The 21,824-nt window shown below is 67.7% G+C and carries 25 protein-coding genes and 1 pseudogene; 20 read left to right on the forward strand and 6 right to left on the reverse strand.

Annotated features, from left to right (window positions below; translation table 11 throughout):
- The first annotated feature begins 2 nt into the window (after positions 1-2).
- On the forward strand, positions 3-1,016 hold the full coding sequence (gene trxB, locus BLR41_RS05150; protein WP_092626859.1) for a thioredoxin-disulfide reductase: 1,014 nt from the start codon (positions 3-5) through the stop codon (positions 1,014-1,016).
- Between the two features lie 26 nt (positions 1,017-1,042).
- Positions 1,043-2,119: an ArsO family NAD(P)H-dependent flavin-containing monooxygenase gene (locus BLR41_RS05155; protein WP_092626860.1), complete on the forward strand. Its 1,077-nt coding sequence runs from the start codon at positions 1,043-1,045 to the stop codon at positions 2,117-2,119.
- A 66-nt stretch (positions 2,120-2,185) separates the two neighbouring features.
- Here the strand turns inward: BLR41_RS05155 and BLR41_RS05160 are convergent, their stop codons facing one another.
- Positions 2,186-2,671 (reverse strand): DUF7144 family membrane protein, encoded by a 486-nt coding sequence (locus BLR41_RS05160; RefSeq protein WP_143013002.1) that lies wholly within the window; start codon positions 2,669-2,671, stop codon positions 2,186-2,188.
- Positions 2,672-3,042: 371 nt separating this feature from the next.
- Here BLR41_RS05160 and BLR41_RS05165 point away from each other — a divergent pair, with 371 nt between their 5' ends.
- The 4 genes from BLR41_RS05165 to BLR41_RS22750 all read left to right on the forward strand — a co-directional run bounded on the left by BLR41_RS05165 (position 3,043) and on the right by BLR41_RS22750 (position 8,327).
- On the forward strand, positions 3,043-5,151 hold the full coding sequence (locus BLR41_RS05165) for a glycoside hydrolase family 3 protein (RefSeq protein WP_092626862.1): 2,109 nt from the start codon (positions 3,043-3,045) through the stop codon (positions 5,149-5,151).
- A 159-nt stretch (positions 5,152-5,310) separates the two neighbouring features.
- Positions 5,311-6,561: an ROK family transcriptional regulator gene (locus BLR41_RS05170; RefSeq protein ID WP_092626863.1), complete on the forward strand. Its 1,251-nt coding sequence runs from the start codon at positions 5,311-5,313 to the stop codon at positions 6,559-6,561.
- A gap of 218 nt (positions 6,562-6,779) precedes the next feature.
- A complete protein-coding gene (locus tag BLR41_RS05175) occupies positions 6,780-7,979 on the forward strand; it encodes a PIG-L deacetylase family protein (protein ID WP_176797827.1) in 1,200 nt (399 codons plus the stop codon).
- Between the two features lie 198 nt (positions 7,980-8,177).
- The gene (locus BLR41_RS22750; RefSeq protein ID WP_176797828.1) at positions 8,178-8,327 is read left to right on the forward strand and encodes a hypothetical protein; all 150 of its coding nucleotides are present in this window, start codon (positions 8,178-8,180) and stop codon (positions 8,325-8,327) included.
- Positions 8,328-8,407: 80 nt separating this feature from the next.
- Here BLR41_RS22750 and BLR41_RS05180 read toward each other — a convergent pair whose 3' ends face one another.
- A complete protein-coding gene (locus BLR41_RS05180; protein ID WP_092627182.1) occupies positions 8,408-8,896 on the reverse strand; it encodes an NUDIX domain-containing protein in 489 nt (162 codons plus the stop codon).
- 857 nt (positions 8,897-9,753) lie between these two features.
- Between BLR41_RS05180 and BLR41_RS23950 the strand changes: the two are divergent.
- From BLR41_RS23950 to BLR41_RS05210, 9 genes and pseudogenes are all read left to right on the forward strand, one after another.
- Positions 9,754-10,707, forward strand: a pseudogene (locus BLR41_RS23950) (LamG domain-containing protein); the annotation flags it as partial.
- A gap of 98 nt (positions 10,708-10,805) precedes the next feature.
- Positions 10,806-10,949 carry a hypothetical protein gene (locus BLR41_RS23335; RefSeq protein ID WP_245693910.1) on the forward strand — a complete coding sequence of 48 codons (144 nt, stop codon included), beginning with the start codon at positions 10,806-10,808 and terminating at the stop codon, positions 10,947-10,949.
- A 433-nt stretch (positions 10,950-11,382) separates the two neighbouring features.
- Positions 11,383-11,610 carry a hypothetical protein gene (locus BLR41_RS05190; protein WP_143013003.1) on the forward strand — a complete coding sequence of 76 codons (228 nt, stop codon included), beginning with the start codon at positions 11,383-11,385 and terminating at the stop codon, positions 11,608-11,610.
- A 50-nt stretch (positions 11,611-11,660) separates the two neighbouring features.
- On the forward strand, positions 11,661-11,831 hold the full coding sequence (locus BLR41_RS22755) for a hypothetical protein (protein WP_176797829.1): 171 nt from the start codon (positions 11,661-11,663) through the stop codon (positions 11,829-11,831).
- Positions 11,832-12,053: 222 nt separating this feature from the next.
- Complete coding sequence (locus tag BLR41_RS23615; protein WP_281240930.1) at positions 12,054-12,185, forward strand: hypothetical protein; 132 nt, start codon at positions 12,054-12,056, stop codon at positions 12,183-12,185.
- 189 nt (positions 12,186-12,374) lie between these two features.
- A complete protein-coding gene (locus BLR41_RS23785; RefSeq protein WP_092627183.1) occupies positions 12,375-12,767 on the forward strand; it encodes a CPCC family cysteine-rich protein in 393 nt (130 codons plus the stop codon).
- A gap of 149 nt (positions 12,768-12,916) precedes the next feature.
- Entirely contained in the window at positions 12,917-13,408 is a 492-nt protein-coding gene (locus tag BLR41_RS05205; RefSeq protein WP_176797830.1) for a DUF4265 domain-containing protein, read from the forward strand.
- A gap of 104 nt (positions 13,409-13,512) precedes the next feature.
- Positions 13,513-13,674: a hypothetical protein gene (locus BLR41_RS22760; protein ID WP_176797831.1), complete on the forward strand. Its 162-nt coding sequence runs from the start codon at positions 13,513-13,515 to the stop codon at positions 13,672-13,674.
- A gap of 6 nt (positions 13,675-13,680) precedes the next feature.
- Positions 13,681-14,889 carry a hypothetical protein gene (locus BLR41_RS05210; RefSeq protein ID WP_092626869.1) on the forward strand — a complete coding sequence of 403 codons (1,209 nt, stop codon included), beginning with the start codon at positions 13,681-13,683 and terminating at the stop codon, positions 14,887-14,889.
- A 42-nt stretch (positions 14,890-14,931) separates the two neighbouring features.
- On the opposite strand, the gene BLR41_RS05215 is transcribed toward BLR41_RS05210, so the two are convergent.
- Positions 14,932-15,831, reverse strand: coding sequence for a LysR family transcriptional regulator (locus BLR41_RS05215; RefSeq protein WP_092626870.1), 900 nt, complete (start codon positions 15,829-15,831; stop codon positions 14,932-14,934).
- Between the two features lie 120 nt (positions 15,832-15,951).
- Between BLR41_RS05215 and BLR41_RS05220 the strand changes: the two genes are divergently transcribed.
- On the forward strand, positions 15,952-16,962 hold the full coding sequence (locus BLR41_RS05220; RefSeq protein WP_092626871.1) for an aldo/keto reductase: 1,011 nt from the start codon (positions 15,952-15,954) through the stop codon (positions 16,960-16,962).
- 78 nt (positions 16,963-17,040) lie between these two features.
- Complete coding sequence (locus tag BLR41_RS05225; protein ID WP_245693911.1) at positions 17,041-17,955, forward strand: NAD(P)H-binding protein; 915 nt, start codon at positions 17,041-17,043, stop codon at positions 17,953-17,955.
- A gap of 131 nt (positions 17,956-18,086) precedes the next feature.
- Here BLR41_RS05225 and BLR41_RS05230 read toward each other — a convergent pair whose 3' ends face one another.
- Positions 18,087-18,578, reverse strand: coding sequence for a hypothetical protein (locus tag BLR41_RS05230; protein WP_092626873.1), 492 nt, complete (start codon positions 18,576-18,578; stop codon positions 18,087-18,089).
- A 136-nt stretch (positions 18,579-18,714) separates the two neighbouring features.
- On the reverse strand, positions 18,715-18,897 hold the full coding sequence (locus BLR41_RS05235) for a hypothetical protein (RefSeq protein ID WP_092626874.1): 183 nt from the start codon (positions 18,895-18,897) through the stop codon (positions 18,715-18,717).
- 78 nt (positions 18,898-18,975) lie between these two features.
- On the opposite strand from BLR41_RS05235, the gene BLR41_RS23620 reads away from it, so the two are divergent.
- From BLR41_RS23620 to BLR41_RS05250, 3 genes are all read left to right on the forward strand, one after another.
- Positions 18,976-19,374 (forward strand): cytochrome P450, encoded by a 399-nt coding sequence (locus tag BLR41_RS23620; RefSeq protein WP_281240931.1) that lies wholly within the window; start codon positions 18,976-18,978, stop codon positions 19,372-19,374.
- Positions 19,375-19,502: 128 nt separating this feature from the next.
- Positions 19,503-19,895 carry a YidH family protein gene (locus BLR41_RS05245; RefSeq protein WP_092627184.1) on the forward strand — a complete coding sequence of 131 codons (393 nt, stop codon included), beginning with the start codon at positions 19,503-19,505 and terminating at the stop codon, positions 19,893-19,895.
- Between the two features lies 1 nt (position 19,896).
- Positions 19,897-20,247, forward strand: coding sequence for a DUF202 domain-containing protein (locus BLR41_RS05250; protein WP_092626876.1), 351 nt, complete (start codon positions 19,897-19,899; stop codon positions 20,245-20,247).
- Positions 20,248-20,530: 283 nt separating this feature from the next.
- Here BLR41_RS05250 and BLR41_RS05255 read toward each other — a convergent pair whose 3' ends face one another.
- Positions 20,531-21,775, reverse strand: a complete 1,245-nt coding sequence (locus tag BLR41_RS05255) for an NAD(P)/FAD-dependent oxidoreductase (RefSeq protein ID WP_092626877.1) — start codon at positions 21,773-21,775, stop codon at positions 20,531-20,533.
- Positions 21,776-21,824: the final 49 nt, after the last annotated feature.

The following is a 21,824-nucleotide window of genomic DNA, read 5'->3' on the forward strand; positions in this document are numbered from 1 at the left end:
CGGTGACTGGCGACGTGCGGAATTTGATCGTCGTGGGCTCGGGTCCTGCCGGGTACACGGCTGCGGTGTATGCGGCGAGGGCGGAGCTGCGACCGTTGGTCTTCGAGGGCACCCAGTACGGCGGTGAACTCATGACCACGACCGATGTGGAGAACTATCCCGGATTCCGCGACGGGATCATGGGCCCCGAACTCATGGAGCAGTTCCGCTCGCAGGCGGAGCGTTTCGGGGCGGAGCTCAAGACCGCCGACGTCGAGGAGATCGATCTCGGCGGGGAGATCAAGACCGTCACCTCCGGCGGTGTGGAGTACCGGGCCAGGGCCGTGATCCTGGCGATGGGGGCGGCGGCGCGCTACGTCGGCGTACCCGGTGAGGACCGGTTGTTGGGGCGTGGTGTGTCGGCGTGCGCCACCTGCGACGGGTTCTTCTTCCGCGACCAGGACATCGCCGTGGTCGGCGGTGGTGACTCCGCCATGGAGGAGGCCACCTTCCTCACCCGGTTCGCGAACTCGGTGACCATCCTGCACCGTCGCGAGGACTTCCGCGCCTCCAAGATCATGCTGGAACGCGCACGGGCCAACGACAAGATCCACTGGCGCACGAACACCGTGGTCACCGAGGTCAACGGGGACGGGACCGTCTCCGGGCTGACCGTGCGTGACACCGTGACCGGGCAGGAGTCGCAGCTGCCGGTGACGGGCATGTTCGTCGCGATCGGGCACGATCCGCGGAGCAAGCTCGTCACCGACCAGGTCGAGGTGGACGAGGAGGGCTACGTGCAGGTGCGGCATCCCTCCACCGCCACCAACATCCCGGGCGTGTTCGCCGCGGGTGACCTGGTGGACAAGACGTACCGGCAGGCTGTCACGGCTGCCGGTTCGGGTTGCTCGGCGGCCATCGACGCGGAGCGTTGGCTGGCCGAACACGAAGCCTCCGAGGCGGCCGAGGTCGCACCGGAACTCGTCGGCGGTGGCTACGGAGCCGCCACCGAAGCCGACACCGCGGCAGCCCACTGACTCCTCGCTCTCGAGAAAGGAACGCTGTGGCAAGGAACTGCGACGTCGTGGTGATCGGAGGCGGCCAAGCCGGACTGGCCGCGGGCTACTTCCTACGACGAGCCGGGCTGGAGTTCGCCATCCTCGACGCGCAGTCCGAGCCCGGCGGGGCGTGGCGTCACATGTGGCAGTCGCTGCGACTGTTCTCCCCGGCCGAACACAGCCCGCTGCCCGGATGGCCGATGCCCCGCCAACCCGGCGTCGACTATCCGGGACGCGAGCACGTCGTGGAGTACCTCGCCCGTTACGAGCAACGCTACGCGTTACCGGTGCACCGGCCGGTGGACGTCACAGGCGTACACCACGCCGACGACCACCTCGCCGTGCGCACCGATCAGGACGAGTGGCGAGCACGTATGGTCATCAGCGCGACCGGCACCTGGCGAGCCCCCTACATCCCGTCCTACCCCGGGCAGGACGAATTCACCGGACGCCAGCTGCACACCATCTCCTACCGTGGCCCCGAACAGTTCCGCGGACACCGCGTCGTCATCGTCGGCGGCGGCAACTCCGCGGCGCAGATCCTCGCCGAGGTCTCGGCCGTGGCCCACACGCTCTGGGTCACTCACCGCCCGCCACGGTTCATGCCGGACGACGTCGACGGACGCGTCCTGTTCGACGTCGCCAGCCGGCGCGAAGCCGCCCGACGCTCCGGAACAGGTGACACCGACGGTGTCGCCGCCCTCGGCGACATCGTCATGACCGACATCGTGCGCGAGGCCCGCGAGCGCGGTGTGCTGCATGCCCAACCGATGTTCACCCACCTGACTCGCAACAGCATGGCCTGGTCAGCCGGATCCGAGTGCCCCGTCGACGACATCATCTGGTGCACCGGATTCCGCCCCGCACTGCAGCACCTCCGTCCGCTCGTACTGCGCCGTCACAACGGGACCGTCCCCACCGACGGCACCCGCGCGGTGCAGCAGCCCCGCCTGCACCTACTCGGCTACGGCGACTGGACCGGCACCGCCTCGGCCACCCTGATCGGCGCGGGCCGCACCGCCAGAACCACCGTCACCGACATCACCCAACAGCTGTCCGCAAGTCGCATCGCCAGCTTCTGATCGCCGCACAACGAAATCGGCGAGTGATTTTCAGCCGGATCTCCAGGTGGTTCTAGCGGAGAGTGGTCAGCCGACGGCGTTCCTGGGCGGTACCACCAGCGAGTAGATCACCAGCACGCACAGCCCGATCGAGACCAGTTCCCAGAACGGGAACGCGGCCAGGAAGGCCAGGTGAGCGATCGCGGCCAATCCGGCGAGAGCGATACCGGTCATCCTGGCCCACATCTGACCGGCCAGGCAGCCTGCCCCTGCCGCTACCTGCAGCACGCCGAACGCGAGCCAGATCCAGCCCCAGGCGCCGAAGCCGAAGACCAAGAGCTCACCATTGGCCGCGACGTAGTAGCCGGGTTGCAGCAGGGCGGTGAGACCGGCGATGACGTTGAAGACGCCCACCAGCGCGAGCATCCAGCCCCCGAAGGCCAGCCACCCGGACATCCCGGATGTCGGTTGGGCAGCCGTCATCGCCCAGCTGCCTCGCTCCTCGGGTGCGCGGCGTTCGGTGCCTTCCCCGGCACCGGGTGTGGATTGCGGTCCTGTCTGCGGAGTAGACATCGGAACGCCTCCCTACGGGATGGGATGTAACGCTTACCAGCGTCCTCCCGTTCGTACGTTCGCGCAGCGCATCGACGTGGCCGCCGCGTAGACGGACAGCCCGCTCCGCGGACCGGTGAGGCCCCGGCGTCCATCCCGGGCGCGTATCACCGGCGGACGCGGGAAGGTGGTCTTGACCAATCTTTCATCGAGCCTTAAATTATATCGTAATTTAAATCACGTCGCGGTGGACCTGCCGCGCACGCCCGCGAAGGGGTAAGGGCATGTCATTGCCCGCCGGTTCGTCGGCCCGTCGGTTCCCGTGTGCCCGGTTCGTCCGACTCGCGCAGTTAATTCAAAAATTGAATTAAAGGGAGAGCGGAGAAGACGCCATGACCATCACCGAGCTGGAGTCCCGTGTCGATACCGCGATCGCCTGCCTGGATCTGTCGAGCAAAGTGGCCCTGTTGAACGGCTCGGACTTCTCCGACCTACCGCAGAACACGTCGATCGGACTGTCCCGCATGTGCTTCTCGGACGGCCCGAGCGGGCTGGGTGGGCGGGGACACGACGACGGCGGGACCACTTCGCTGCTGCCCAACGCCACGCTGCTCGCCCAGCACTGGGACGTCGCGGCGGCGAGTGAAGCAGGGGCGCTGCTGGCCGAGGAGGCCATCGCCGCAGGCGTGCACGTACTGCTGGGTCCTTCGGTCAACCTGCACCGAACCCCGCTGGGCGGTCGTGTCTTCGACTGCTTCAGCGAGGACCCGCTGCTGACCGGGGCTTTGGCGACCGAGTACGTGCGGGCCCTGCAGCGCAGGGGAGTCGCCGCTTGCCCGAAGCGCTTCCTGGCCAACGAATCCGAATTCGAACGCACCACAGTGGACTCCGTGGTCGACGAGAAGACCCTCCGGGAGGTGTACCTGCTGCCGTTCGAGATGCTCGTGCGCGACGCATCACCCTGGAGCGTGTTGACCTCCCCCAACAGAGTCAACGGGATCCACGCCACCGAACACCTTCAGCTCCTCGAGCGACTGCTCAAGGAGGAGTGGCGCTACGAGGGTGCGCTCATATCGGACCCGTCCGCCGCGAGCTCGGTCGTGGCCGGCACCAACCCGGCACCCGCACCGGTCGTGTCGGCTCCGGACGGGCCCCGGGGCGCGGGCCTGCTCGCTGCGGTGCGTGCCGGCGAGGTCCCCGAGTCCACCATCGACGAACACCTCCGACGGGTACTGCGCCTGGCCGAACGAACCGGCGCTCTCGACGGTGAGTCCGATCCCCTCGGGAGGAGCGGTTCCGAAACCCTGCCACACCACCGGCGCCCTGCAGCCGACGCTCCGTTACGCCGTCGTCGGCTGCGCGCGCTGGCCGCGGGCGGCATGACGGTGTTGACCAACCCGGCCGGTGTGCTGCCGCTCTCCGGCACGGAGTCCCTGGCCGTCATCGGGCGGCACGCCGTGGACACCGTGGCGCAGGGAGGCGGGGCGGCCCGTGTGCGACCTCCGCACGTGGTCTCCGTCGCCGACGGTCTCGTCGCGATGTTCGGGAGTGACCGGGTCTCGGTGGTCGACGGTGTCGACGTGCGCGGTGGCCCGTCGACTCGGCCGGAGTCGGTGCGCGGCCCCGCGAGGGGCGGTATTCCAGGGCAGGCGATCCGGCAGGCTCACGCGACCACCGCTGAGATCACCGAGTGGGTGGCCCGAGCAGCGGGTGATGTCGACGTGGCCGTGGTGGTCGTGGGGCTGACCACGGAGCAGGAAACCGAGGGCAGGGACAAGTCCACCCTCGCCCTTCCGGGCCAGCAGGACGCGATGGTCGCCGCCGTGGCCGCCGCGGCCCGGCGCACCGTCGTCGTGGTCAACGCGGCCACCCCGGTGCTGATGCCGTGGCTGGATCTGGTGGACGCGGTGCTGTGGGCCGGACTGCCCGGCCAGGAGGCCGGATCGGCGGTGGCGGCGGCGCTCACCGGCGAGATCGAGCCTGCCGGACGGCTGGTCACCACCTTCCCCGCACGCGACGGGGACGGCCCCGCCTGGTCGACCTGTCCGGTCAACGGGGCGCTGGTATACCAGGAGGGCACCGCGGTCGGCTACCGGGGTTGGCACCGGTACGCCGAGGTGGAGCCGTTGTTCTGGTTCGGCCACGGCCTCGGCTACACCACCTGGCACTACGAATCCCCCGCGCTGGTCAGGGATCTCAACGCGGTGCGCAGCGTCACGGTCGACGTCGCGAACACCGGGCCCCGGGCCGGTACGGAGACCGTGCAGGTCTATCTGCTGCCCGCGGCGAACTCCGAACCGGTGCGGCTGATCGGCTGGACCAGGGTGCACGTCGAGGCGGGGCGGCGGACCCGGGTCCGGGTGCCGTGCGACCTCCGGGCGCAACGGATGCGTGACGTTTCGTCCGGAAGCTGGCGTTTCCTGCGCGGCGGGCGAATCATGATCGGCCGAGGACTCGGTGACGTGCGCACCACGCTGTGGTGGGGACCGAAATCGGACTGACGAACACCGGCTCGACCACGAACCGGAGGGGCCGATTCGCGGGAAGTCGACTTCGGCACCCACCATCCGCGGCCGAGCGGGCACGGCGGGGCTCGACAGCAGACTACTAGGCTCGCCTCGAACTGCCGGTCGGCGACCGCCGGTATCGGAAGGAGCGACATGGGGGATCGGTACGGGCGGACGGTACGCGATCTGCGGCGCGGCAACCGTGCCGCCGTGCTGCGCCGACTGTACTTCGGCGGACCACTGAGTCGACACCAACTGGGCCCCGCCACCGGGCTCAGCCCCGGTTCGGTGAGCAATGTGGTCGGTGAGCTGGTGGCCGACGGCCTGCTGGAGGAAGCGGGCTCGGTCGAGTCCGACGGGGGACGCCCCCGCACGCTGCTGCGCGTCTCCCCCGAGAGCGGGCGCGTGGTGGGCATCGACATCGGCGAGACGCGGGTCCGCGTGGAGTTGTTCGACGTCGCCCTGACCGAGATCGCCCGCGCGGAACGACCCCTCGACGTCGGCAGACGCGACCCCGAGCACGTGATCGCGCGGCTGGCCGGGGCATTCGACCGGGTGATGATCGAAGGGGGCGTCTCCCCCGAGTGGTTGCTCGGCGTCGGTGTCGGCGTTCCCGGCATCGTGACCTCGGACGAGGTTCACGGTGCCCTGGTGCACGGGCAGACCATCGGCTGGGTCGGGGTGGCCGTCGAGCGGCTGGTTCGCTCCGCCGCGCACCTGCCCGAGCACGTGCCGGTCCTGGTCGACAACGGTGCCGAGGCCCTGGGGCAGGCCGAGATGTGGTTCGGCCACGGTCGCGGTGAGCGGGACGTGGCGGTGGTGCTGCTCGGCTCGGGTGTCGGCGTCTCGGTGTTCGCGGACGGAAATTCGGCGGGCATCGGCGAGTGGGGACACAGCACGCTGCGCGTGCGCGGACGGCGCTGCCGGTGTGGCGGGCACGGCTGCCTGGAGGCCTACACCGGAGCCGAGGCGATGGTGCGTCGCTGGCGGCGCACCGGGGGAGATATCAGCCCCGACGCGGACGGCGAGCACGCGTTCGGGGCCTTGCTGGCCGCGGCCTCCCGCGAAGGGAACACGATCTCCGAGGCCGCGGCGTCGACCGTGCTCTCGGAAGCAGTGGAGTACCTCGGAGCGGGCATCGCGACCCTGGTGAACCTCTTCCTGCCCACCCGAGTGCTCATCGGTGGCTGGGCGGGACTGCTGCTCGGCCGACACCGGCTGGAACTGGTGCAGCACAACGTAGCCCGGTACGCGCTGCGCTACCCCGCCGAGCGCGTCTCGGTCGCCGAGGGCGGGCTCGGGCCCGACGCGGTCACCGTCGGTGCCGCCACGTTGCCGGTCGCGCGCTTCCTCGACGAGGGCGGGCGTCGCACCGAGACCGTTCACGCGGCGCACGGTCGGTGACCGGGTACCGCACGCGGAGCCCACCTCGAAATCCGATCGGGGTCGTACGCTGCCCTTTTCGTTCTGCGCCTCTTCTGTAGCGCTGCGACACTCGACAAATGGTGGAGCACTCCGGGCACCCCGAGCGGCCCACCTCCGGGGGAGACCCCTACGAAGAGGGATCTGTTCGGCAGTCGAGCTGGAGGACCGTTCGGGGCAAGCCCCTCGCGAACGAACACGTGCACGATTTCGAGGTCGGCGACCCCGGAACCGAACGCTCGCACGAGATCACTTTCACCCTGGGACCTGAGGGCGGCTCACGGCCTCCCGCGACCACCGCCGCGTGCTGGGACGACACCCCGCTGGCCGGGTTGCGTGTCGTGGTCGCCGACCACGACGTCGGGTTGCGGCGACGCACGGCCGAACTGCTGCGCGAGTACGGGGCGCTGGAGGTCGTCGAGACCGAAGAGCGCGAGAGGTTCCGCACCGTGCTGCGAACCCGTCCGCGTGCCGAGAGCGGCTGGCACGTCGCGCTGTGGGACCGGGAGCTGGAACCGGAGCCGGGTGGGCTCGCCGAGTTCCTGAACTCCTGCGGACGCGAGTTCCCCGGCACGGCGTTCGTGCTCACCACCGACGAGGTGGCGACCACAGCGGCGGTGACGACGCCGTGCGGGGGCGTCTCCGAGATGGTCGCCCGCCAAGCCGCCGGCTCCGAACTGGCCGAGACCGTGCTACGCGCCTTCCGAGATCGTCGGCAGGAGCGCGAGGAAAACCGGGCGGACCGTGAGGCGAGCGGGGCGGACCGGAAGCCGTTCCGGATGCTGGTGGTCGGCGCCCACCCCGACGACGCCGAGATCGGCGCGGGCGGAACCATCCACCGCCGCGTACAGGCGGGCTGGGAGGTCACCGTGCTGACCATGTCGCACGGCCCGGTCGGCGGCGTCCCGGACGAGCGCGTCGGCGAGGCCCACGAAGCGGTCGAGTCGTTGGGCGCGAGTCTGGTGCTGGAGGACCTGCCCGACGGCGACATCCTCGACGACGTCGAGACCGTGCGCCGGATCGAACGAGTGGTGCGGCGGGTCCGGCCCGACGTGGTGCTGGTCCATTCCGAGAACGACACCCACCAGGACCACCGCGCCGTCCACCGGGCCACTGCCTCCGCGGCGCGTGGGGTGGAACGGTTCGCCTGCTACCAGTCACCCTCCGCCACGGTAGACTTCGCGCCGAACCGGTTCGCCGGGCTGCGCGAAACCGATCTGGAAGCCAAACTCACCTCCGTCCACACCCACGGCTCGCAGGCCGGGACGCGGGCCTACCCGCGGGAGGACCTGCTGCGCGCCACCGCGCGCTACTGGAGTCGTTTCACCCGGGATTACTACGCCGAGCCGCTGGAGCTGCTTGTCGGCGGTCTCCCGCGTCCGGGAGCCGCCGAGCGGTGAGACCGACGGTTCCGGCGCTGCCTGTTCCGGCACGACCCGTTCCGATGCCGCCCGGCCGCACACCCACGTGAAACGAGGAGTCAGCTGGGGTCCGGAGATCAGCGGGCGGAGCCGTCCCGTAACGAGCACACTGGATACGTCAGGAGCTCGTCGGGAGATGGGGGAACTCCGCTGAAGGGGCTGCTTTCGCTGCTGGTGGTGGCTTTGCTGGTGTGGTGGATCAAGGAATCACCCGCCGAGGCCGCCTCGGCGGTGCGACAGGGTCTGGTAATGCTGCGACAGGCGGCCGAGTCGGTGAAGATCTTCCTCGAGGCGTTGCCGTCGCTGTCCTCGTTGACTTCTTCCTAGCCGGCCGGCCCGGTGGTCGGTCGATCGCCGCGACGAGCCGGGACGCGGGACACCGGGAGCGCCCGGGGGAAGTCGGTATCTCAGTCCGCGTAGAGCGCCTCGGCGAGCAAAGCGAGGCGGTTGGACAGCACGAACTCGCGCAGCGGTGCGGGGCGCAGATCGAGCGTGGCCAGCGTTTCGGCGCGCATGTCGAACCGCTCCGCGCGGTACTCGCCGCGGGTCGGCTCCTCGAACTCCGGGCCGTGCCGGGTGGATTCGTCCATCGAGGTCAGTCGTGCCACGAAGAAGTGCTGCACGGTGAGGCCGCCGGAGCGGGCGGTGCTGCTCAGGAACACACTTTTCGCGCCGCTTGCCGTGGCGCCCATCTCCTCGGCGATCTCGCGGTGCATGGCAGCCTCCAGCGACTCGTCGCCGTGTTCCAGCCCACCACCGGGAGTCGTCCAGTAGGGCGCCATGCCCGGTTTCGTGCGGCGCAGCAGTACCAGGCGTTCCTCGTCGTCGATCAGGATGGCCCGTGCGGACCGGCGCTGGATCCGAACCGCCGGCTGGGAGGTGCGCTGTTGGGTCATGCCGAACAAGCCTACGTGCGATGCCGTGCTTCGCAGAGCGCGCCGGTTCGCTTTCCCCGGAACGCTTCACATCGTGATCACACCTCGTGTCGTTCCATCAGGTGTCGAAACGCGCGAAGTGGCGAACTCTCTTCGTGTCCACGCCGCTGTTCGACCCGCCGTGAGCCGCGTTCCGACTGATCTCGGCGGTAACGGGTCGATGTCCGCATGATCACGAAGCGGTGACTTCGTGAAGTGGGTCTCCGGTAAAGCGGCTGATCGCTCGCATTCACTCTTCCGAACGTCCCCATCCGACGTGCGCAAAGTGAGCATTGTTCGCATTCCTGTTCGCCTCGATGCTTTGTGCTGGTTTGTCTTGATCCGCCCACCGTTGGCGAGGCGGAGCAGCACGTTGGAGGTAATCGAGTGCGCACGTCCCACAAGGGACGCCTGTTCAGATCACTGGGGGTAACTCTCCTGGTGTTCGCGGTACTGGGGTATCCGTTGAGCCAGTCGATCGGCGCCACCGCCCGCGCCGCCACGGCCGAGCCGATCTCCACAGCGAGATCGTCGGCAGTGCACGGCGCTAATCCGTTGGCGGATCAGAGCGCCCCCGAGACGGACCCAGTGGTTTCCTCGCCGCTGTATCAGGCGGACAACAGTTGGCACGGTGGTACGAATGTGCCCGGGAAATTCACATTCGGTGCGGCCGGAGGCGCCGATGTCGATCACTATTTCTACGGGTTTCAGAATCCCCCTCGACAAGGGTGGACACCAAAACATCAGCGGGAGAAGCCACGGTCACGCTGACTCCTCCCGCTGACGGGGCGGTGACCTTGTACGTGCAAAGTGCCGACGCGGCCGGAAACCGTAGCCCGATGGCTACGCACCACTTCTACGTTCGCTCGGGTGACGGGCCGGCGTCGCACTGGCGGCTCGACGGCACCGTGCACACGGCGTTGTCCCAGGACGGCGAAGTGGTCAGTGGTTTCCGACTGCAGGTCACCGCTGATGGAAACTGGCGTTTCCGGATGACAGGCTCGGACGTGGTGGGCGGTGGAAACGAGCAGGCTTCCGCTGTCTCAGGCTCGACCGTTGCGATACAACAGTGGACCCACGTCGTCGGTGTGCACGATGAGATGGCGAACGAAGTCAAGCTCTACGTCAACGGCTCGCTGGTTTCGCCCCGCCCCTACAACGGTGATGTCGACACCGATGGTGAACTGGCTATCGGCCGTGCCGAGAACGGCGGTGCAGACTCGCGGCATCGGGCGGGCACGATCGACGAGGTGAGGGTCTACGACAGCGTTCTCACCGACACCGAGATCCGTTCCCGGGTCGAATCGGACGAGGTACGCACCGGACACTGTAGGTTCGAAGCGGAAAACGACACCACAAGCGTTCCGAACACGGTTCCCGGTGGTCAGCCTGCCACTGAGCACGGCGGTGCTGACTACACCCCCGGAGCAGTGGGGACCGCGTTGCGATTGGACGGCACCGACGATCACGTGGTCGCAGCGGAGCCGGTGGTACGCACTGATCTATCGTACTCCGTGTCCACCTGGGTACGGCTGGATGAGAGAATACCCGAGCCCGTGGCGCTGGCCAGTCACAACGGTTCGAGCGAAGCGGTATTCCAACTAGGCTACTCGGGGGTGGACCGGGACAGCTGGGATCGGAAACTGCGCGGCTCGGACGACGAAACCGGTAGCCGGACTGTCACAGTCTCCTCCGAACGAGCGCCCGGACTCGGGGTAAGGACCCATCTGACCGGTGTCTACGACGCGAGAGCGAAGGCAGCCCGGCTGTTCGTCAACGGCCGTCGAGTGGGGCGGCCGAATTCGGAGCTGCATGGCATCCCGAGGAGAGCAGGTTCGAAATCGGTAGGGCCGAACACACGGGCACCTGGGGCGCGTATTGGTCGGGCGCCGTGGACGAGGTCCGCGGCTACGGTCGAGTGGTGCACGCCAATGAGATCCGCGACATCGTGGTGGCGGATGACGTCCGACTCTACTCCGTCAAGCTGGCAGATGATCGCATCAGTTCACTGTACGATTCCTACGGGACGAACTGAATTCTGAACCGGGTACCGGTGCGCCCACGAAGCATCGACGTCCGGCGGATCGCCTTCCGGTTTCGGTTCGGCTTTCCGATGGACATTCGTGCTCGTTGATCTCCGCGCTTCCAGTGTGGGCAAGGTTCGATTCCTCGCGCTCGCTCGTTTGATGAGCTCCACACCCCGGGCGGTGAGCGGGTCGAGGTTACCGACATACGCCAGTTGACCCGGATTCAGCGGGTGCACAACCTCTCCGTCTGGATGTGTGGCTGATCGACAGTGAGTCTGTTTCCACTCTCGTGACGACCAGCTCGGACTGGTTTCTGATCGTGGGGCCCTTCTTGTCTGAGAAGGGATACGACATGCAGGTTATGGGTTTCGTCGAGGTGATTGTCATCGGGCTCCGAAACCCCTTTGGGGATTATCTTGGCTAGACGCGGTGCTGCGCGGGGTGGACTGGCCGGACGGTCATCGGGCTGAGCGCGTGCGTGAAGCGGACGTGGACATTGAGTTGGTGCTGGAAAGCGGCAGTGCGGTGATGCTGTCGTGGGAGGTGAATGGCCTCGATGAAAGCTTGGCGATCGAGCTCAGGGACCCCGCAGCGGTCGCAGGAACTTCTCGGGAGAGCCTGTCGATGTCAGTGACCATCCGGATTGGGAGCCATTTGTCGGGGCGTTGATCACCGATATCGTTCCCGCCTGGCATGTACCCAACGAGGGGTGCTCGGAGATGCCGTGGTCGTTTCGGTTCGAGTTCGACGTGGGATCGAGTGTGGTCGTAGCGTTGGGTGAGGCAGCTGGAAGCGGGTTCAGCTACTTACCCGATGAGCTCGTCGTGATCTTCGACAGTGATCTTTCGGATTCCTACGTGATTCCGGGAAGTAGCCACTCGCAGGACTGAGGTGCGCATCTACCGATGGCTGTGCCCGGCGAAGTTGCCGCACGGCCCGCGATTGGCTGTTCCTCGAAGCACGGTGGCGGCGCGACTGGATGTTCGTGCTGTCCGGCAAAGAGGGGCAGGGGTGATCACAGTAGAATTCGGTTGCTTCACGGTAGCTTCCGCAGGAGGATCAGGCTGTCGATTGGAGTAATCGAGTCGTGATGCTGAACCAGTGGAGTGATCGTGATCGAGTACTATGAGATCCGCCGCCGTACGAAGTCACCGCGGGTTTTCGATGTGCTGAACGTACTGCCGGACAAAGGCGACTTCCTGCGGCTCGGAGTGAATCAATGTCGTGATGACTACACTGACTGAACGATTAGTGACAGGATCAGCGTCCGTACGCTCGCTCGCCGAAGCTCGGTCCGCGCGGCATATGGGGTATGCAGCTCCGCCAGCTTCGATCTTCTCTGGGCTTGTACGCAAAATTTTGGGATTGGATCGGTGTTGTAGGTGCTGTCACGTCGGGATAGGGTTCTCGTGTCGTTATTTCGAGTGTACGAAATGATTCGATCAAATGGAAGGTATAGGGAGGGGACCTATCCCTGTCCCTGCTGCGGTTACCTGGTGCATGATTCACCCCCGGGATCTTATGACATCTGCCAGATATGCTTCTGGGAAGACGATCCGGTCCAACTCCGTTGGCCGTGGTACGGCGGCGGAGCGAACAGTGAACCTCTTGTCGAGGCGCAGAGTGAGTACCGCACGGATATTCATGCCGGCCGTTCGCGTCTCTCCAAGTGGTTCGCGAAGAAGGGTTCTTCGAAGGAGTCGGGGTTTCGTCCTATTGATCCGGAGGTCGACAACTTCGACTCCTGGGATGACACGAATGATGAATGGCCGGAGGATAATACGCGCCTTTACTGGTGGCGCTCGAGCTTTTGGAGAAGTATGTGAGTGCTCTCGAAGCTCCCACTTGGGGCCGGCCGGCCGAAAAGATTGGCAGGCTGGGGCAGTGGGAGCTCGAGGGGTGCTCTGGCTAGCTCTCCGTCGCTTGTAGCACTGATCGTCAGCACGGACGAAAGTCGAGTCGATAGGATATTCGAGTGAACTCAACTGACAGTAAACTTCCTCTGAATAACGAGCTCGATCTGGCCCACCACGTGAAGATCGTCGTTCCGCTGGAGCAGGACGAGGACGGATATCCCCCCATCGCCGCGGAGTCGCTGTGGGCGGTGCCGGTACGGGAGGGCGAGGGGTACTCGGTCGAGAACATACCGTTCTTCGCTCCGCGGCTCAGTCTCAAGGACCTCGTCAAGACCGCTACCGATGACGAGGGAAACCTCGTCTTCGATCGAGTGATCAGCGGTGGCGGTCATTCCACAATGCGTGTCATCTTTTTCGACGATACCGGAATGTCGGACTTCAAGTCGTGCATCAGGAACTTCGGTTGTGACTACGAGGTGGGTCACAAGGATACTTTCCTGGCGATAGACATTCATCCGGAAGTTTCCTACGCCGATGTGATCGATTATATGATACAAAAGTTTCGCGAGGGCGTTCTCGATTTCGAGGAGGCGAGCATTCAGCACGACTGAGCCAGTGCGGAATCCTTCGTCCGGCGGCCTCCTTCAAAATCGGTTGCCGGACGTTCCGGGACTGTGGTCGTGTTCGTGTCGTGGTTTATTTTCACGAGAAGGACGTGGTTACACGGCTGCTCTTCGACGTCGACGCCGACTCGCTGGTCGACGCGCTCGACAGGTCGAGCAGGGTGGCCGAAACGGTGGAGTTCCCGGCGCTTCGGGTGGAGCTGAACGATCCGGACGATCCCGACCACCGGCCGAGATACGCCTCCCGCGCGTAGTCCGCCGTGGCTCCGGACCCACGACACACGCCACAGGAGACACTGCTCGCTCCCGCCTATCCGGTGCTCGAAACGTACGACTTCGCTGCCGACCGCTACCACATGGACGACGAGGACGGCGTGCGGTCCGTGCGGCTCTTCACCGAGCATCGGTTCCTGCCCAGCTCTGGGGTGACGATCATCTCGATGTCGGGAGGTTTCGGTCCGCGAGCCGTCGAGGAGTTCCATGCCGCCGACCTCCCGCGTTGCGTTCCCCGGCCGGAGGAAGCAGGACGCGTTCACACGGCCTTCGAACATTCCGGAGACGATCCCGAACAGGCGATGGTCCGCCTGCATCTGTGGCTGCCGGCGGGAGACCTGAGCACCGCCATCGGCCTGGTCCGGGAACCGGTCCGCCGTCACGACGCGGCATTCGTCGAGCTGCTGCCCGCGGGCAAGCGACCGGAGGACGGTTATCACGCGGCACTGCTGTACCACGCGCCGGAAGACGCGAACAACGATCGGCCGCGTACCCTGCGCCCCGTCGCTACAGCCGCGGCCCGAACCCTCGGTCTTCATGCGGAAGAAGTGAATGTCGAGCAGCGCGGTGGTGAGCCGATCGCTTCCGTCGCACGCCCCTTGGCGGACAGCCATCTCGCGGAACCGCGAGCGGTGGCGGGGGTCCACGTTCGCCTCGGAGGTGATCCGCTCGCGCTCGCGAGAGAGGACGAGCAGGACGAGGAAGACGACGAGGAGGACGAGCCGGACGTCGAACCCGCCCCGGACTCCTGGACCGAGGAGGAACGTGCCGAGTTCCACCAAGCGCTGCAAGATCTCTTCGAATGGAACCGGGTCTGGCTCGTCGCCGACGCCGAAGTGCGTTGTACGGACGGCGTCACCGCCGAGGGCGTGCTCTGGCGATGCGCCGATGAAGACCTCTCGCGGGTTTCCGACGAGGATGTTCAGGGCCACCCCGAAGGAGCCCGGACCCTCGAAAACGGGAACCACAGCGCTCGGTTGTCGATACGCACCTTCGAGGACGACCCCGACCGTGTGCTGGAGAACCTGCTCACCGTGCTCCCCACCGGCACGTGGCACAGCGAAACCCGCCCCTGGCGAACGGAACGGAACAAGGAAGTGGTGCTTCGCTGGTCACCACGTCGCCACGAGCACACGGCCGTCATCGCCGAGCTACGAGTCCGCGTCACTCGCGGAGTGCCGTCCCACCTCCTGTGAGAGCCGGTTTCCCAACGGCTGCGACCGGAAAAGCCGCCGACGCTACCGAACCGCCACACCATCCAGCAGCACCTTCCGGAACTCCGCCACCAGCGGCCGCAGGTCGATGTGGTGCCAGGCCGCCCACAGTCGCACCGAGGAGTCGCACCAGGGCAGCTCCCGCAGCGCTACCTCAGGGGGAGTGCCGCGCAGCACGCTGCGCTGCAGCAGCGCCATGCCCAGTCCGGAGCCCACCAGCCCCAGCGCCGCCAGCGGCTCGGGCGCCACCGTGCGGATGTTCGGGGTGAACCCGTCCGTGGCGCACGAGCTGAGGAACTCCCGGAACTCCTCACCAACGTCCTTGCGGCCGATGGCGATCCAGGGCTGATTGTCCAGATCGGATGGTTTGACGAGCTCGCGGTTCGCCAGCGGGTGATCGGCGGGCAACGCGAGCACCAGTGGATCCGCCAACACCAGCTCGGATTCCAGCACCGGGTCGTCCTCCTCCGGCGGTGCGTCCACCAGCGCGATGTCCAGACTCCGCCTGCGCAGCGCTTCCAGCTGTTCTGCCCCGGTCTGGTTGTACAGCGAGACGTGCACGTCCGGCCGGTCCCGGCGCAACGAACGCAGCGCACCGGGCAGCACGTCGGCGTGGATGGCGTGTTCCACGTACCCCAGGCACAACCCGCCGGTCTCGCCGCGTCCGAGTCGCCGCCCGAGCGACTCGACGCGTTCGGCGTGCCGCAGCAGCGCCCTGGCCTCGGTCAGGAACACCTCGCCGTCCGGGGTGAGCCGGACGCGTTGTTTGCTGCGTTCGAACAGCACCAGCCCCAGCCGCTTCTCCAGGTCGGCGATCCTACGGCTCAACGGGGACTGCGAGATGCGCAGCCACTCGGCGGCCCGTCCCACGTGCTCCGTCTCGGCCACGGCCACGAAGTACTCCAGCTGACGTAGCTCCACCATGTCAGACCCTCACCGCATCAACCTTCGCCAATTGAGTCTTGGACAGCTGTAACAGCCGAGCTTAGCGTCGTTGGCGAGGGGCCGGAAACCGGCCCGCACCACGCACGACGAGGAGTACACGTGAGCATCCGATCGTTGTTGTCCGGCCAGACCCTCGGTTTCGGCGCGGCCCCGGTGGGCAACATGTTCCGCCCGGTACCGGAGGAGGACGCGGCCGCCACGATCCGGGCCGCCTGGGACAACGGCATCCGCTACTACGACACCGCCCCGATCTACGGGGCCGGGCTGTCCGAGCTCCGGCTCGGCGAGGTGCTGTCGCGGTACGAGCGCTCCGAGTACGTGCTCAGCACCAAGGTCGGCCGCGTGATCGAGTACGAGACGGACCAGCCCGCCGACCCGGACGAACAGGGCGGCATCTTCGCGCACGGACGCCCCAACAGGGTCCGCAACGACTACGGCTACGACGGCACCATGCGCTCGATCGAGCAGAGCCTGCACCGGCTGGGCACCGACCACATCGACATCGCCTGGGTGCACGACATCTCCCCGGACTTCTACGGTGACGACTGGCTCGACGCCTTCGCCGCCGCGCGCACCGGAGCGTTCCGCGCGTTGACGAGCCTGCGCGAGCAGGGCGTCGTCGGTGCCTGGGGCATCGGTGTCAACACCGTGGAGCCCTGCGAGCTCACCCTCGGGCTCGACGAGCACACCCCGGACGCCTTCCTGCTGGCGGGCCGCTACACCCTGTTCGATCACTCCTACGCGTTGCAGCGGCTGCTGCCGCGCTGCGCCGAGCGCGACGTCGAACTCGTGGTGGGTGGACCGTTCAACTCGGGCGTGCTGGCAGGTGGGAGGCACTTCGAGTACCAGGAGGCATCGCAGCGGGTGCTCGACGACGTCGACCGGCTGCGAAAGATCGCCGAGCGGCACGGCACCGACATCCGGGCCGCGGCCCTGCGGTTCTCGCTGGCGCACCCCGCCGTGGCGGCGACGATCCCGGGCATGTCGCGCCCGGAACGCGTGAGCCAGAACCTGGAGCTCTCGCGCACCCCGGTCCCGGCCGAGTTCTGGCGGCAGCTGCGGGACGAGGAGCTGGTCGATCCGGCCGCGCCGCTGCCGGACAACGTCTGAGCCCGCCCACGACCGGCTCCGACGCGGGTGTCCGCGGTCGGCCCCGGCGCGGGCACCCCACCGCAACCGAGCGAACCGATGTCCGCACGATCTCGCCGAAGGGAACAGCCGCCCGGCATGTCGAACCAGAACCACCCCACGATCGCGGTCACCGGCGCTACCGGTGCACTCGGCGGCACCATCGCGAAACGGCTCGCCGCCCGAGAGGCCTCGCAACTGCTCGTCGCCCGCGATCCGGCACGGCTTCCCGAACTTCCGGGTGCGCTGCACCGTGGCCCGGCGACCTACGACGACACCGCGGCCATGCGGGACGCCCTGCGGGGAGCCTCGACGCTGGTGCTGATCTCCTCCCACCCCACCGGCAAACGGCCGGAGGAGCACGCCAGCGCCGTGCGGGCCGCGATGGACGTCGGCGTCGACCGAGTGCTGTACGTGTCGCTGATCGGTGCCGGCCCCACGGCGACCTATCGCAACGCCCGCGACCACTGGCTGACCGAGCAGTTCCTGGCAGGATCCGGGGTGCGGCACACGATCCTGCGGTCCGGGCTCTACGCCACCACCCCCGCCGCGCTCGCCGACGACGAACTCCTCGTGCGCGGTCCCGGTGGGGACGGCCGAGCCGCCTTCGTCACCCACGACGACATCGCCGAGGTGATCGCCACCGTGGCCCTCGACGAGAGCACCGAGCACGACGGGCGGATCCTGGACGTCACCGGCCCCGAGGCGCTGACCCTGGCGGAGATGGTGGGCGCGATCGCGGTTTCCACGGGCAAGCCCTACCGGTACGAGCCCGAAACGCTGGAACGGGCATTCGCCCGCCGTTGGGAGCTCGGGGTCAGCGGCACGCAGATCGAGGCCTGGCTCTCCTGGTACCAGGCCATCGCGGGTGGTGAGCTCGCCGCCGTCACCGATGTCGTCCCCCGCGTCACGGGATCACCGGCCACTCCGGTGTCCAGGATGGACTGGTGGCCCGCTCCTGACTCGGCGCGATGAACGCGGTCCCGGTGGCGCCGGGCGCCACCGGGGCACGCACGCCGCTGAGCCGAAGGTCGTTGCCGGGCCGAGGACCGCCGTTGATCAGGCGGCGCGGCACCGGTTGACGGCCGCGGACTCCGGAAGGGAACTCACGACTCAGCGCGCTTCCCGACGTCTTCGCCCCGCAGTTCGTCGACCAGGCTGGTGGCCACTTCGCTCCGGGCGAGCAGTGACGCTTCCCCCTTCCTCCCCACGCCGGGGGCCACCCGCATTACTCGCACGGTGGTTCCGTTGCGTTCGACCACCTTGGTAAGACCGGGTTCGTCGAACGTCTCGTCGGTGGCGAGCAGTACTCCGGCGACCGCCTTCGGGTGGGGGGCCGCCGCGCGCAGCGCCGTTCCGGCCGCGCCGCTCGCCGCGACCAGTTGCAGTCGTGTCCCCGCATCGAGCTGTCGTTCCAGCAGGGCACGTACCTGTAGCAATCCGTCGTCCACGGTGGATAGCGGGAACCAGTGCAGCGGCACGGTCTCGGCGAGCCCGGACCACGGACCGGGCGGGCATCCCGCGCCGCGTCCCTCCGGGTCGAGCACCAACACCGCTGTCGTCGTCGGATGCGAGTCCGCCGAATCGGCACTGTCCATGCGGACCTCCTTTCCGCTGTGGCCCGGATACCCGGAACAGCGTGGTTTCATGCCGGGCGGCGCCGTTCCACGACTGTCCCACCGGCGCAGGCGTGTCGAAAGTGTCGAATTGCCGATCTCCACGCGGTGGCTGGGATCAGCGCAGGTCCCTGCCCAGCAGCCACGCCTGCCGGTGGCGGTTCATTTCGAAGCACTTCCTGGCGAGCCGGGCCGGGTACCGCCTCGCCGAAGCATGTCCTTCCGCTCGGGTGTCGACCGACTCCGCGTCACGTGCCGGTTCGGCTGTCCTGGTCGGCTCGCGGTGCCGCTTCTCCTGCATGGCGATCTCCTCCGTTGGTCTTCCTCGTGCTCGTTCGGATCGCACGAGTAGCTTATTTAGACAGGTCTGTATAGTCAAGTGAGACCGCCACCGTGCCCGTACTCGTGTTTGGGCGGGGGGAGATGGCGCGACCCCGCTCCGCACGCGTTTCGACGGCTGATTTGGAACGGGCGCACCATCCCCGCAGGAGCGCTCGTGCTTCAGCTACTGGGAGCGGCCAACCGCGATCCGGATGCCTTCGAGGACCCCGACAGGTTCGACGTACTCCGAGAACCGAACCGTCATCTGGGGTTCGGGCACGGCGCGCATTTCTGCCTCGGGGTCAATCTGGCCCGGTTGGAGGCGCGGAGCGCGCTGGAGACGCTACTGCGGCGCGACCCCGGACTCGTGTTGGACGTCGATCGTGCCGAGCTGATGCTGGAACGGGTCCCGCTGCTCGTCCGGTACCGCGAGCTGCCCGTCCGGCTCGGGCGCTGAATGTCACGCGGCTCGGCACGCACCTCGTTCGATCATCCCCCGTCACCCGAGCGTACTGCCGGGGATCCCCCTGTGGTGTGCTGTGTGTGACGGGAACCGAACTTCCGAAAGGTGGCCGTGAACACGCCATGGCAGGGTCCAGCAACGAAACCAGGCGCTGGCCGAAACGGGTGTACGGCCAGGGGGACGAGCCGGACGCCCGCTTCTCGCTGGCAAACGAGCGGACCTTCCTGGCGTGGTTGCGCACCGCCATGGCGCTGATGGCCGCCGGTGTCGGCATCGAGACGGTCAACGCCGCCACTTCGCGGCCCCAGAATCCACTGGTCACCTGGTTGGCGCTGTTGTTGCTGGCAGGTGGGGTGCTTATCAGCGCCACCTCGTTCACCAGGTGGGCGGCCACCGAGCGGGCGCTGCGTACCGGCAGGCCGTTGCCCGCCCCCAGGATGGGCGCCGTGCTCGGCTACGGCCTCGCCGCCGCGGGAGTGGGGATCGCCGTACTGCTCGTGGTCGTGGGGATCTGAGGTGTCCGAGCACGACACGGGCGGCGACGGCGCCCGTGCCCCGGTCGATCCGGGGCTGCAGATCGAACGCACCACGTTGGCCTGGTTGCGCACCGGCCTGTCCTTCGCGGTCGGTTCACTGGTGCTGACCAGGCTCATCGCCCACACCAGGCCGCTGGTCGCGCTCGGCTGCGTGCTGGCGCTGCTGCCGGTCGCGGTGCTGGTGGGGGTGTTGGCGGTGCGCCGCTACCGTGCCGACAGCGCCCTGCCGCAGCATCGGCAACCGTTGACCGGCGGTGCGTTGCCCGCGGGCGTCGCGCTGCTGGCCGTGCTGGTCGGAGCGGTGGGGATGGTTTACACCGTGCTGTTGTAACTGAACTTTCCGGTGGTGCCTGCTCTGCGGTCTCCCTTGGCGGAACCTCTCGCACGGCTCTCGCTGCGGGGCCGGCGACATCGGGTAGCGACCTACACAACGTCTCCGGCGTCCTCGCGAGAGCCGCACGGGAGAACCCGCGGCGGCGCCGACTGCGAGCGGGGTAGGAGTTCCGCTCCGCGTCGGAGCTGCGCGGCGATTTCGCGAGAAATTGACGTCGCACTGTGCCGAGCGCGGAGCTGGGGTCGGCACTGGTGTTCCGAATCGGCCCGTACAAGCTCGGTCAGGGGTGTGCGCCACGGTTCAGATCGGCCAGCACCGCCTCGGCGGCGCGTCTGCCCGAGACGAGCGCACCCTGGATCGAGCTGGTGTCGCGGTGATCGCCGCACACGTACAGTCCGTCGCGCAGCCGCACCCGACGCCGGAACGGATGTGGTGCGGGCATGGCGGGAAGCGCACGCGGAATCGGATACGTCGCCAGCCATTCCCACTCCCGGGTACCGCTGCCGAACAGCCGTGCCAGGTGTTCCCGGATCTCCGGTTCCACCCCGTGCGGATCGGGGACCGCGCCGAGAATCGAGGTGCTGATCAGACTGCTCCCGTCGGGCGCGTAGGACGGCGCCACGTCGCTGAGCACAGTGGTGTTGAGCACCGCCCGACGTGCGTCGGTGGTGATCGTGCCGCCGCGTACCGGGCTGTGCCGGGCGCGGTGGTAGAAGGTGGTCACGGCGTTCCACGCGGGACTCCGCAGACCGGGCAGCAACTCACCGGCGGTGCTCGCGTCGGTGGCCACCACCACGGCGCGACCGCTGACCGCCGCGCCGTCGCGCAGTCGGACCTTCCCGGGATCGACCTCGGCGACCGGATGTTCGTACCGGATGCTCGCCGGTGGCAGCCGTGATGCCAGCTGTCGCGGCAGCGCGACCATCCCGGTGCGGGGCAGCACCGGTGCGGCACGGGCGAAGCAGCGCCACACGTGGTGGAAGAACCGAGAGGAGGTGGTCAGCTCGTCCTCCAGGAATATTCCGGCGAGGAACGGCCGGAACAGCTCCTCGACCGTTCGCGTCGACAGTCCCCGGCGTGCCAGGTCCACACGGGTGGAGCGTTCCGGTGCGGCGGTGAGGCGCCTGCCCGGAAGCAACGCGTCGCGGGCGGTGAACAGGCCGAGCACCATCCCGTCCCCAACGGACAGTCCACTCCGCACGAGCTCGCCGATACCGGCCGGATCCGTGCGTGGATCGGCCAGCCGCACCACGCGGCCGTCGCTTCGGACGTGTCGTATCCCCCGGGTGAACCGCTGCGGCTCAAGAGCGTGCACGTCGACGCGGTTCCGCACTTCGGGATAGGCGGGTGCCAGCACCTGGAACCCACGATCCAACCGGAACCCGTCCACCTCGTCGGTGCGAACACGTCCGCCGGGCTCCTCGGCGGCCTCCAGCACCAGTACCCCCACGCCGCGCGAGGCCAGCCGTTCGGCGGCGCTCAACCCGGCGAGCCCGGCGCCCACGACGATCACTTCCGATGTCACGCGGCGAACCTAGTAACCGTACTCGCGCCGCGCCACTCGGCGAGCGTTT

This window comes from Actinopolyspora mzabensis (assembly GCF_900101095.1).
GTDB classification, from domain to species: Bacteria; Actinomycetota; Actinomycetes; order Mycobacteriales; family Pseudonocardiaceae; genus Actinopolyspora; species Actinopolyspora mzabensis.